The organism is Streptomyces sp. NPDC057438 (assembly GCF_042802995.1).
In the GTDB taxonomy this organism is placed as follows: Bacteria; Actinomycetota; Actinomycetes; order Streptomycetales; family Streptomycetaceae; genus Streptomyces.
This window is the reverse complement of record NZ_JBHVDD010000152.1, coordinates 1-10,761: the sequence shown is the minus strand read 5'-3', so window position 1 is coordinate 10,761 and position 10,761 is coordinate 1. Positions and strand designations below refer to the sequence as shown.

At 72.9% G+C, this 10,761-nt stretch carries 7 protein-coding genes and 2 pseudogenes; 3 read left to right on the top strand and 6 right to left on the bottom strand.

All coding sequences use genetic code 11. The features are described from left to right. Window positions 1–29: 29 nt before the first annotated feature. Both ACFU5F_RS41060 and ACFU5F_RS41055 read right to left on the bottom strand, forming a co-directional pair. A complete protein-coding gene (locus ACFU5F_RS41060) occupies window positions 30–1,352 on the bottom strand; it encodes an extracellular solute-binding protein (protein ID WP_383898630.1) in 1,323 nt (440 codons plus the stop codon). 277 nt (window positions 1,353–1,629) lie between these two features. Beyond that, window positions 1,630–2,751, bottom strand: coding sequence for an ROK family protein (locus ACFU5F_RS41055; protein ID WP_383898629.1), 1,122 nt, complete (start codon window positions 2,749–2,751; stop codon window positions 1,630–1,632). Window positions 2,752–2,996: 245 nt separating this feature from the next. Here ACFU5F_RS41055 and ACFU5F_RS41050 point away from each other — a divergent pair, with 245 nt between their 5' ends. Beyond that, window positions 2,997–3,911 (top strand): BadF/BadG/BcrA/BcrD ATPase family protein, encoded by a 915-nt coding sequence (locus tag ACFU5F_RS41050; protein WP_383898627.1) that lies wholly within the window; start codon window positions 2,997–2,999, stop codon window positions 3,909–3,911. Window positions 3,912–4,007: 96 nt separating this feature from the next. Beyond that, window positions 4,008–5,912, top strand: coding sequence for a phosphatase PAP2 family protein (locus ACFU5F_RS41045; RefSeq protein ID WP_383898625.1), 1,905 nt, complete (start codon window positions 4,008–4,010; stop codon window positions 5,910–5,912). 54 nt (window positions 5,913–5,966) lie between these two features. On the opposite strand, the gene ACFU5F_RS41040 is transcribed toward ACFU5F_RS41045, so the two are convergent. The 3 genes and pseudogenes from ACFU5F_RS41040 to ACFU5F_RS41030 form a co-directional block, all read right to left on the bottom strand. Continuing rightward, on the bottom strand, window positions 5,967–8,357 hold the full coding sequence (locus ACFU5F_RS41040) for a SpoIIE family protein phosphatase (RefSeq protein WP_383898623.1): 2,391 nt from the start codon (window positions 8,355–8,357) through the stop codon (window positions 5,967–5,969). A 103-nt stretch (window positions 8,358–8,460) separates the two neighbouring features. Then, on the bottom strand, window positions 8,461–9,249 hold the full coding sequence (locus ACFU5F_RS41035) for a peptidoglycan-binding protein (RefSeq protein WP_383898621.1): 789 nt from the start codon (window positions 9,247–9,249) through the stop codon (window positions 8,461–8,463). A 76-nt stretch (window positions 9,250–9,325) separates the two neighbouring features. Next, a pseudogene (locus ACFU5F_RS41030) lies at window positions 9,326–9,843 on the bottom strand (sensor histidine kinase); the annotation flags it as partial. A gap of 4 nt (window positions 9,844–9,847) precedes the next feature. Between ACFU5F_RS41030 and ACFU5F_RS41025 the strand changes: the two are divergent. Continuing rightward, window positions 9,848–10,206: pseudogene (locus ACFU5F_RS41025) on the top strand (response regulator transcription factor); the annotation flags it as partial. A gap of 48 nt (window positions 10,207–10,254) precedes the next feature. Here ACFU5F_RS41025 and ACFU5F_RS41020 read toward each other — a convergent pair. Next, entirely contained in the window at window positions 10,255–10,641 is a 387-nt protein-coding gene (locus tag ACFU5F_RS41020) for a PPOX class F420-dependent oxidoreductase (protein ID WP_383898620.1), read from the bottom strand. Window positions 10,642–10,761: the final 120 nt, after the last annotated feature.

Below are 10,761 nucleotides of genomic sequence, written 5' to 3'. Positions count from 1 at the left end.
GGACCCCGCCGCCCGGCCCGGGCCTGCGCTCAGCCGCCGACCTGCTGGTTGTAGCCGGCCACGATGTTCTCCAGGGCCTTGTCGGCCGACTGCTGGCCGTTGATCGCCTTGCCGAGTTCCGTCTTGGTCGGGTCCTCGGTGAGGCTCTTGCCCTTCAGCACCCAGTTGGTCTGCGCGCTGTTGAAGTAGCCGGAGATGGGGTCGTAGAGCGGGATCGACTCGTTGTAGAGCTTGTACGCCGCCTGCGCCGCCTCGGACTTGAACGGGTACTTCGGGTTCAGGCCGCTCTCGACCGGCAGGAACCCGGAGGTCTCGCACAGCGTCCGGTAGTGGTCGGGCTCGTACAGCCAGGACAGGAACTTCTTGGCTGCGGCGGCCGCATCGGCGTTGTTGTTGAAGCCGACCGTCAGACCGCCGCTGTTGACGTCACTGGCCTGCACCGGCTGGGCCGGGGTCGGGACGCTCGCCCACTCGAACTTCTTGATGCTCTCCGCGAAGGCGGGGACCTGCCACACGCCGGACCAGTAGGCGACGACGTCACCGCTCTGGAACATCGCCGACGGGTCGGCGCCGCTCGTCCAGACCGACTTCGGCATGGTCTTGTCGTCGTTCCATCCGACGAAGGTGTTCACGGCCTTCTTGGTCGCCGCGTCCACCGAGAACGTGCCGGAGTCGTCCGCGTGAACGTACTTGCCGCCCATCTCGTACACCATGGCGCGCAGCCGCGACGGCGACTGGTCGAAGGTCAGGGAGTACTTGGCCTTGGTCTTCTCGCGGACCTTGTCCGCCGCCTTGATGAAGTCGGTCCAGGTCCAGGTCTTGTCGGGCGAGGTCGGGTAGTCGACGCCGGCCTTCTCGAAGAGCGACTTGTTGATGAACATGCCGGACGCCGTGACGTCCGAGGGGATGGAGAGCACCTTCCCGGACGAGTCCTTCGCCAGGAAGTTCTGGTTGATGTTGTTGCTCTTCTTGTCGGCGATGGACTTGAGGTCGATCAGCTTGTTCGACCAGATCGGGTCCAGCGCCGGCACGGCGGCCACGTCGGGCAGGGAGTTCGCCTGCGCGGCGTTGTGCAGCTTGGTCGTGTAGCCGTCGTAGGGGATGTTGACGAGCTTGACCTTGACGCCCGTCTCCTTCTTGTACTGCGCCACCACCTTCTTCCAGCCCGCGTCCTGCCCCGGAACGGTGGAGATCCAGAACGTCAGTGACTTGGAGGTGCCGCCCGAGTCGGAGCCGCCTCCACAGGCGGAGAGCAGCAGGGTCGCGGCCGAGGCAACGGCAGCGAGGGGAACCATGCGGCGCATACCGCCGCGGCCGAGTCGGCTTGAGCGCCGCACACCCACAGTGGTCATCTTCGATCCCTTTTTTTCGGTAGGGGACAGAGCACGGCGCGCCGACCGAGGCGGCACGGGTGCATTTTGCTGGAAAGCTGCTTTCCGGGGGGCACGGCCTCGCCCGGCCGCGTCGTCCACGCGGGGCGGGATCCCCGGCCTGCTGGCCGTCACCGCACGGGCACGCCCTCGTGCGGTTGCCGTACGTCGAGTACGGGCGGGAGGCTCGCCCCAAGCCGGCGTCCCGGCCGACTTAGAAAGCGCTTGTCCGGACATTGGCAGATGCCGGTGGAGTCCGTCAATGCTTCACCGCCCCGCCTCCGGTCACGGTTTGGATTCCCCGGGTCACGGCCAGGCGACTGGCCCCCACGACGGTGCCGCTGTCGCCGAGCGCGCTGCTCACGACCTCGGTGGGCCAGCTCAGCCGGGCCAGTTCGGCCCGTACGCCGGGCAGCAGCTGCGGCTTGGAGCCGACGGCGCCGCCCAGCACGATCAGGCCGGGGTCCAGGACCGCGGTGGCCGCGACGGCGAGTCTGCCCACGTCGGCGGCGTGCCGGGCGACGACGGCGCAGGCCGTGGCGTGTCCGGTGTCGGCCAGCGCGAACAGCCCGTCGACGGTGTCCGGGCAGGGGTCGTCGGCGCCCTGCCAGGCGTCCGCCGCGCGCCGCAGCAGGGAACCCGCGCCTAGGTGCGCCTCCAGGCCCTCGTGGCGGGGTTCACGGTCCGCGTCCCACGGATAGGGCAGCCGGGCCACCTCACCGGCGGCGCCGTTCGCGCCGCGCAGCACCTGGCCGCCGATGACGACACCGAGACCGATACCGACGCCGATCCGCAGGTAGCCGAAGGTGTCCCGGCCCCGGGCGGCGCCTTCGTGCAGCTCGGCGAGGGCGGCGCAGTTCACGTTGTTCTCGACGTGGACGGGCACCCCGGGCGGGAGGGCCACGGTCAGCGCGTCGAAGATGGGCCCCGCCTTGGCGGTGGCGGGCCGTACGGCCCTGCCCTCCCGGCCCTGGACGGTGACATCGCCGACGGCGACGACGATGGCGCGCAGCGGCGCGCCGGCCGACAGCCCGGAGAGGGCGTCCGCGACCACGTCGACGCTGTCGGCCCGCAGACCGGTGCCCTCGGCGAGCAGCGTGCCGTCCAGGGCGCACACCCGCACCCGGGTGACGCTGGGGCCGAGGTCGACGGCGAGGACCGCACCGGCGGCGAGCCCGAGATCATATACGGCCGCCGACCTGCCGGTTCCTCCGTTGAGGGTGCCGGAGCGGGCGGCGAGACCGGCGGCCTCGAGCTCGGCCACGGCGGTGGAGACGGTCGGTTTGGAAAGGCGCGCCCCGGTAGCCAGTTGGGGACGGGTGGCGGTGCTCGACGCGGCCAGTACGGCGAAGACAGCGCGGGCGCTCTCGCTCAGGTGCATGCTCTCCCCAGTCGTGCCGCGATCTTCCGGTCCGCACGGCCGTGCGGGATCCGGCGTCATAACCCTTGACGCACCCTTATTCGTTAGTTAATTTCCTAACGAAGTCAAGCGGTACTCGCCTACCGCACCCGCAGAGGCCCGTCCCGGGGCTTCCCTAGCACCCCCTACAGACCCTGTGTGTCCTGGCACGGTTTCGCCCAGCCGTCGCTGCGCCCATCGCAACGCAACGACGAAAGAGGCCTCACGTGCCGGACTCAAGGCCCGTCACGGTCGGTATCGACGTGGGCGGCACCAAGACCCATCTCCGTGCTGTCACGGGGACGGAGTCCGTCGCCGACCACGTCCGTGCCAGCCGTGGCTGGCGGCCGCACGACCCGGCGGCCGCGACCGCATGGCTGGCCACGCTGGTCGAGGAGGTGCTGCCCGCGCACACCCCCGTGTCCGCCGTGGCCGTCGGCGCCCATGCCTGCGAGACGGCCCGGCAGTGCGAAGGGATACGCCTCGCCCTCCAGGAACGGCTTCAGGTGCCGTGCCTGGTGGTCGGTGACGCCGAGCTGCTGGCTCCCGCCGCCGGTTTCGCCCAAGGGGTGGGTCTCGTCGCGGGCACCGGTTCGGTGGCCGTCGGCCGCTCCTCGGACGGTACGTCCGTGCAGGTCGGCGGCTGGGGTGCGGTCCTCGGCGACGAGGGCGGCGCCGCCGGTCTGGTCCGGGAGGCATGTCGTGCCGTCTGGGCCGCGCACGACCGGGGCGAGGCACCCGACGCGCTCGCCGGCCGGCTGACCGCCGCCTTCGGGGTGAGCGAGGTGCCGGCTCTCGGTGGCGCCCTGGAGGCCGCCACGGCGATGTCCGCCGACTGGGGCCGGCACGCTCCGCAGGTGTTCGAGGCCGCCGAGGAGGGCTCCGCCCTGGCTGGCCGGGTCATCACCGAAGGGGGCCGCGCGCTCGCCTCGCTCGTGGCCCGGCTCGCGGCCCGCCGGGTCCCCGTCGACGACGTGGTGGTGGCCGGCGGGACGATCCTCTCCAGGCCCGCCCTGTACTCCGCATTCGCCGAAGCACTCCTCGACGCTGTACCGTCCGCGCGACCGCATGTGCTCCAAGTGCCCCCGGTCGAAGGGGCGTTGGCGCTCTCACGTACTCTCCTCCGACCGGTCACCCGCTGATCACCGTCCGGTCGTCGACCGGACACCGACCGGTCATGCGTCACCCCCACGCTCAGCCCGCACCCGATCACCACCTCGCGAAAGGAGCGGCGCTCCATGCCGTCATCCGCCGGGCACCACACTCTCGACCGCCGTGTCTTCCTCAGGAACTCACTCGGCGTCACGGCCGGTCTGATAGCCGCTCCGACCGTCACGAGCCTGTGGCAGGCCCCCGAGGCCAAGGCAGCCACCGCGTTCGCGGCCTTCGTCGACGACTACAGCACCAACACCACGGCGAACCAGACCGCCGAGACCAACGCCGTCATCCGCGCGCTCGGCGGCTTCGCCGTGATCTGGAAGACGGGCAGCGCCTGGAACACCGGCACCCCGCTGATGCCGGAGATCCTGCGCGACAACATGCGCTACTGCGCGCGCCTGACCGGCCGCCGCACGGAGGCGCAGGCCCGTGAGGCGTTCGTCTACGACCGGCAGCACCAGAGCTACGCCATGATCGGCGGCCTCGGTCCGCTGGCCGACCTGTACCGCACGGGTGCCAAGGCGGTCACCTCGATCACCGCCGCCCCCGACGGCATCCCGGCAGGCAAGATCAACGACGCCGTGCCGGCCGGCGCGCCCGCCGGTTCCACGCTGGGCGCGGGCTCGTACGACTCGGACCTCGGTCTGGTGGCCAAGCTCGTCGACACCGTGCGCGGGGACTTCACCTCCAGCAACCCCGCCAAGTTCAGCTTCCAGTACCCGCGGCCCTGGCGGATGAACGAGGACAGCCAGGTCGTCGACACCGGCGAGAAGGACGCGCTCGGCTACCCCGTCTACGAGTCCGACGTCGTCGTCGTGAAGCAGCTCCTGCGGCAGCGCAGCGAGGTCCCGGCCGAGGACGGGGGCTTCCCCAGCGGCCACACCAACGCCTTCCACCTGGCGGCCCTGGCCTACGCGTACGCGGTCCCGGAGCGCTTCCAGGAGATCGTGACCCGCGCCTTCGAGCTGACCCACACCCGGATCATGTCCGGCATGCACTCCACGGTCGACGTCATGGGCGGCCGGATCATGGCCACGGCCCTGGCCGCCGCCGTGCTCTCCAAGCCGGTGAACACCGAACTCAAGGCCGCCGCGCGCAGGCAGGCCGCCGAGTACTTCCAGGCGAAGACCGGCACCACCGCCGACACGCTGTTCGCCTACGCGCACTCCGACGCCGACGACCCGTACGCCGACCGTTTGGCCAACGCCCGCCTGGTCGAGCCGAAGCTGACGTACGTCCTGCGCCGGCGCGGCGCGTCCGAGGGCATGGTCGTGCCGAAGGGCGCGGAGGTCCTGCTGGAGACGCGTCTGCCGTACCTCGACGCGGCGCAGCGGCGCGAGGTGCTGCGCACGACCGCGCTGCCCTCCGGGTACGTCCTGCTGGACGGCTGGGAGCAGTGGGGCCGGCTCAACCTGTTCGCGGCGGCGGACGGCTACGGCGCCTTCGACACGGACGTCACCGTCACGCTCGACGCCGCGCGCGGCGGCTTCGGCGCGGCCGACACCTGGCACAACGACATCGACGGGGTGGGCGGTCTCGTCAAGCGGGGCACCGGTTCGCTGACGCTGGCCGGCGCGAACCGCTACAAGGGCGGCACCGTCGTGGAGGCCGGTGTGCTCGCGGCGGGCTCCGAGGGAGCCCTCGGCCGCGGTGACGTCCGGGTGAAGGGCGGCACGCTGGCCACGGGCGGGCGCACCGTCCGCGTGCGCGGCGACTACACGCAGGCCGGTGTCCTCGACGTGACGCTGGACCGGGGCGCCGACCCGGCCCTCGACGTGGACCGGCGCGCGGTCCTGGAGCCGGGCAGCAGGCTGGTGGTCCGGTTCGACGCCGCGCGGCCGCCGCGGTCCGGCGACACGGTGGCGGTCCTCGGGGCGCGGTCCGTGCAGGGCCGGTTCGCCGAGGTCACCGTGGCCGTGGAGGGCTGGACGGCCGAGCAGGTCTTCACCGCGCACGGGGTGTCGGTCCACCTGCGGAAGAAGTAACTCGCCGCACCGCAAGGGCTGTCGGGGGTGGCGCGAGCCGCCCCCGACAGCCGTTCACAGGCTCGGCGGCAGGGCCTGCTCGGCCCAGATGGTCTTGCCCGCGCCGCTCGGGCGGCTGCCCCAGCGGTCGGTGAGCTGGGCGACGAGGAGCAGGCCGCGGCCCCCCTCGTCGAAGCTGCGGGCCCGGCGCAGATGCGGCGAGGTGCTGCTGGCGTCGGAGACCTCGCAGATGAGGGTGCGGTCGCGGATGAGGCGCAGCTGGATGGGGGCGCCGCCGTAGCGGATGGCGTTGGTGACCAGTTCGCTGACCACGAGTTCGGTGACGAAGGCGGCCTCCTCCAGGCCCCAGCGCGTGAGCTGTTCGGTGGCCAGTTTGCGCGCATTGGCGACCAGCGCCGGGTCGTCGGTCAGGTTCCATACGGCGACCTGTTCCGCGTCGAGCGCGCGGGTGCGGGCCAGCAGCAGGGCCACGTCGTCGGCCGGGGTGTCGGGCAGCAGCGCCCTCAGTACGGTGTCGCAGGCGCCCTCCAGGCTGCCCACCGGCCCTTTCAGCGCGGCGCACAGGGCGCCCGTGCCCGTGTCGACGTCCCGGTCGCGGGCCTCGACCAGACCGTCGGTGTAGAGCGCGAGAACCGATCCCTCGGGCAGCGCCAGTTCCGTCGCCTCGAACGGGAGCCCGCCGACGCCGAGCATCGGACCCGCCACCACCTCGACGACCTCCACACCGCCGTCGGGCCGCACCACCACGGGTGGCACATGCCCGGCCGAGGCGATGGAACAGCTGCGGTCCACCGGGTCGTACACCGCGTACAGGCAGGTCGCGCCGATCTCCCCGTCGCCCGTGTCGTCACCGGCCGCCAGGTGCTCCACGAGGTCGTCCAGGTGGGTGAGCAGCTCGTCGGGCGGCAGATCGACGTCGGCGAGCGCCCACACGGCCGTACGCAGCCGGCCCATGGTGACGGAGGCGTGGATGCCGTGTCCGACGACGTCCCCGACGACCAGGGCCACCCGGGTCCCGGACAGCGGGATCACGTCGAACCAGTCGCCTCCCACCCCGGCCTGGGACAGCGCGGGCAGATAGCGGGAGGCGAACTCGACGGCCGCCTGTCCGGCGACCGTCTTCGGCAGCAGGCTGCGCTGCAGGGCCAGCGCCGTCGTCCGTTCCCTGGTGTAGCGGCGGGCGTTGTCGACGCAGACCGCCGCCCGGCTGCAGAGTTCCTCCGCGAGGGAGACGTCGTCTAGGTCGAAGGCGTCGGGGTGCTCGGGGGTCAGGAGGCGGACGAAGACGGCCACGCCGAGCGTGGTGCCGCGCGCGACCAGGGGCACGGCCATCAGGGACAGGTCGCGCTCCTCGGCCTCCCGGAGCTTGGCGGAACGGGCACCGTGCCGGGCGAACCAGGAGTCGAGGCCGTGGTCGCCGGTGCGGGCGAGCACGGGCTCCCCGGTGAGCAGGGCACGGGCGGGCGGCGAGGCGAGCGGGTAGACGTCGGCGGAGCCCAGGCCGATCGCCGCCTCCGGGACGCCCGGCGTCGGGGAGTGGTGGGCGGCACGGCGCAGCCTCACCTCGCGGCCCTCCGGGACCGCCTCGGGTTCCTCGCCCTGCAGCACGGACTCCAGGAGGTCCACGCTGGCGAAGTCGGCGAGCCGGGGCACGACCAGCTCGGCCAGTTCGCGGGCGGTCCGGACGACGTCGAGTCGGGTACCGATGGATCCGGCGGCCTCGTTCAGCAGGGCGAGACGCTGGCGGGACGCGAACTGCTCACTGCTGTCGAACGCGGCGAGCGCGGTGCCGATCAGCCGGCCGGAGTCGTCCCGGACGGGCCACATCTCGGAGGTCCAGGCATGCATGCGCCGGCCGGAGGGCGAACGGGTCCAGCTCTCGTAACGGACCGGCTGCCCGGTCTCCACCACGATCTCCAGGTGGCGCAGGAAGCCCCGGCTGTGCTCGGCGTCCTCCACGGTGTCGGGGAAGTACCGGTGGCGGAACTCCTCCTCGGACTGGCCCATCACCCGGCACGCCCAGTCGTTCATCCGCAGATAGCGCTGCCCGGTGTCGAAGACGGACATGGACATCGACGCCTGGGTGAAGGCCAGCTCCCCGAGGCCGCGCTCGGCCGGGTCGGGTGCCGCCTGGACGACGAACCGCCGCCCCTCGCCCGCCCCGCCCCGCAGCGGGCAGATCCGCAGCGCCACCTTCTGGCGCCGCCCGTCCCGGTAGACCAGGTCCACCACCGTGTCGCCGTGCGTCAGCAGCGTCCGCCACACCGCCGCCGCGTCCCCGTCGACGAGATCCGCCGCCGGCCGTCCGGTCACGTCCCCCGCGCCGTAACCGGTGAGCCGCCGGGCGCCTTCGCTCCACCCCGCGACGAGGCCGCGCGCGTCGACCACCGCCATCGCCTCGTCGGCCGTGGCAGCCCGCGACGCACCGGACCCCTTCGTCACCATATGGCCAGGATGGTCCGTCCGAGGCGGGGCAACAACCCGGATCCCGCCGGTGACGTACCGGGGGTGCGGCCCCGCCGCGGGGCCGCACCGGGCCGTTCCGGGGTCAGAGGGCGGTACGTGACTCCAGGTCCTGGCGGGTGTCGTTGCCGTAGACGCCCGTCTCGTCGCCCCGGATGCCGTACCAGAGCTGGAAGCGCGCCACCGCTTCCTTCAGCACGCCGTCGTACCGGCCCGAGGTGGAGCCGCCCGCGTAGACGTCGGGGATGCGGAGCAGTCGCTGCTGGAGTTCGGAGACCTGGGGGCCGCTGTCGCCCTCCCGGAGGGTGCCGGCGCCGTCCGGGTCGACGGCGTCGTTCCGGGCGGGGGCGGAGACCTCGGGGGCCGAGGCCGAGGGGGTCGGCTTCGGGGTGACCGTGCGCGCCTCCTCGCCGGTGTCGCCGCCGGGCAGCAGGAGCGCGGCGCCGAAGCCGAGGAGGGCCGCCGCGCCGACGCCGACGACCACCGCCGCGCGCTTCAGGCCCGGTCCGCCGCCGGGTTCCGGACGCCGTCGCCGTCGCTCCTGCCGCCGCTCGGCGCGGGGCGGGACCGTGCCGGAGCCGAAGTCCTCGCCGACCATGACCGGGGGCAGTTCCTCGGTCTCGTACTCCGGCCGGGGCAGGATCCGCTCGGGGGCGGGCCGCGCCGGGGGCTCGGGCGCAGGGGCGGGCGCGGGTGCCGGACTCGGCGGTACGGCGACGGTCTCGTACTCGTCCTGCGGGGCGGCCTCCCCCTTGAACTGCTCGAACTCGCGCAGCAGCTCGGCCAGGGCCTCGGTCCTGCGCCGGCGCATGACATAGGTCGGCTCGATCGTGGGACGCTTCGTCGTCCTGCCCGGTTCGGGCGGTATCGACACGCTGTTCTCCTTCCGTGCACGCGGTCTCCCGCCATCCCCGAGAGGAGATACGGGCAGCCGGGCCGGGAGGTTCAGCTCAGCGGGCGGCCGGGAGCACGGCGAGGACCGCCCAGCCGGGGCCGTCCTCGCGCGGGCGGGCCTGGATGCGGCCGCCGAGCGCGGTCACCCGCTCCGTGAGACCGACGAGACCGAAGCCTGCGCCCCGGGCCGCCTCCGGCAGCGGGCGCCGCCGCGCCCGTCGTCACGCACCAGGACCTCCAGGTCACCCCGGGTGTAACGGAGGTCGACGGTGACCTCGGTGGCGTCGGCGGCGTGCCGACGGACGTTCGTCAGGGCCTCCTGCACGACACGGAAGGCGGCTGCCTGCACCTCGTGCGGCAGGTCGGCGGGGACGGAGGGGTCGTGGCGCAGCAGGGCGGTGTGTCCGTCGACCCCGCTGACACCGTCGAAGCCCCGCACCAGTTCGCCGACGCCCGCCAGGTCCCCCACCGGGCGTCGGTCGGCGGTCCCGATCTCGTCCTCGTGCTCGCGCAGCACGCCGACCGTGCGGCGCATCGAGGCCAGCGCCTCGGTCGCGGCCCGCTCGATGCCCGCGCCCCTGCTGGCCGAGGCCGTCCGGGCGGCCGCGGTGGGGGACGCGCTGGTGTCGCCGTCGGTGACGGTCCGGCTGCTCAAGCACGTCACGGAGGAGAGGGGGAAGAAGCGGCAGGAGGCCGGGGCGGGCCCGGGGTCCCCGCGCGTCCAGGAGCCGTTGACCGAGCGGGAACTCGACGTGGTGCGCCTGTCGCGCTCGGGCACACCAACGCCGAGATCGCCGCCTCGATGTTCGTCTCCCTCTCCACGGTCAAGACCCACCTCGGCAGCGTCCAGCTGAAGCTGGCGGCCCGGAACCGGTTGGAGATCGCCGCCCGGGCGTGGCGGACGGGGCACGCGGGCTCGACGGACGGACACGGGTGACCGTCCGCCCGGGAACCCTGACGGGCTTGGCCGGAGCCCTGGGGATGCCTACGTGAGGGTGACGCGGATGCCGACCGTGCCGTCGGAGCCCCGGCGCAGTCGGCTGCCGAGCAGGGTGAGGCGGCCGAGGACGCCGTACTTGCGGGCGATGAGCCTCCGGTAGGCGGCTGAGCCCGCCGCGTCCAGGATCTCGGCGTGTGCGGGCACGGAGTCACCGGTGGGATTGCCGCGCACGTCGCAGGGGCCGACGAGGACGTCGGCGCGGTTGCGGACCCGCTTGACCTTCCAGGAGTCCGCGACCGTCCAGACACCGAGCGCCTCGCCGTCACGCACCACCCACACCGGCGTCGGGACGGTGGTGCCGTTCTTGCGATAGGTGGTGAGCAGCAGGTACTTGCCCGCGCCGAGCGCGTCGAGCGGGGTGTCGTCAGCCATGGCCGGAGTCTAGGGGCCTCGGGTGCACGGGCGCCGGAAGGGACCCGCGCCCCTGCACCCCGGTGGGAAGGGTGGCGCGTGTGAGTCGAGCACTACGACGGAATAGGGGCGCATTTAAGT

Excerpts from the sequence above, each read along its gene's own strand:
- ACFU5F_RS41060 (WP_383898630.1), bottom strand. The coding sequence starts at position 1,352 with ATGACCACTGTGGGTGTGCGGCGCTCAAGCCGACTCGGCCGCGGCGGT.
- ACFU5F_RS41055 (WP_383898629.1), bottom strand. The coding sequence starts at position 2,751 with ATGCACCTGAGCGAGAGCGCCCGCGCTGTCTTCGCCGTACTGGCCGCG.
- ACFU5F_RS41045 (WP_383898625.1), top strand. The coding sequence starts at position 4,008 with ATGCCGTCATCCGCCGGGCACCACACTCTCGACCGCCGTGTCTTCCTC.
- ACFU5F_RS41040 (WP_383898623.1), bottom strand. The coding sequence starts at position 8,357 with ATGGTGACGAAGGGGTCCGGTGCGTCGCGGGCTGCCACGGCCGACGAG.
- ACFU5F_RS41020 (WP_383898620.1), bottom strand. The coding sequence starts at position 10,641 with ATGGCTGACGACACCCCGCTCGACGCGCTCGGCGCGGGCAAGTACCTG.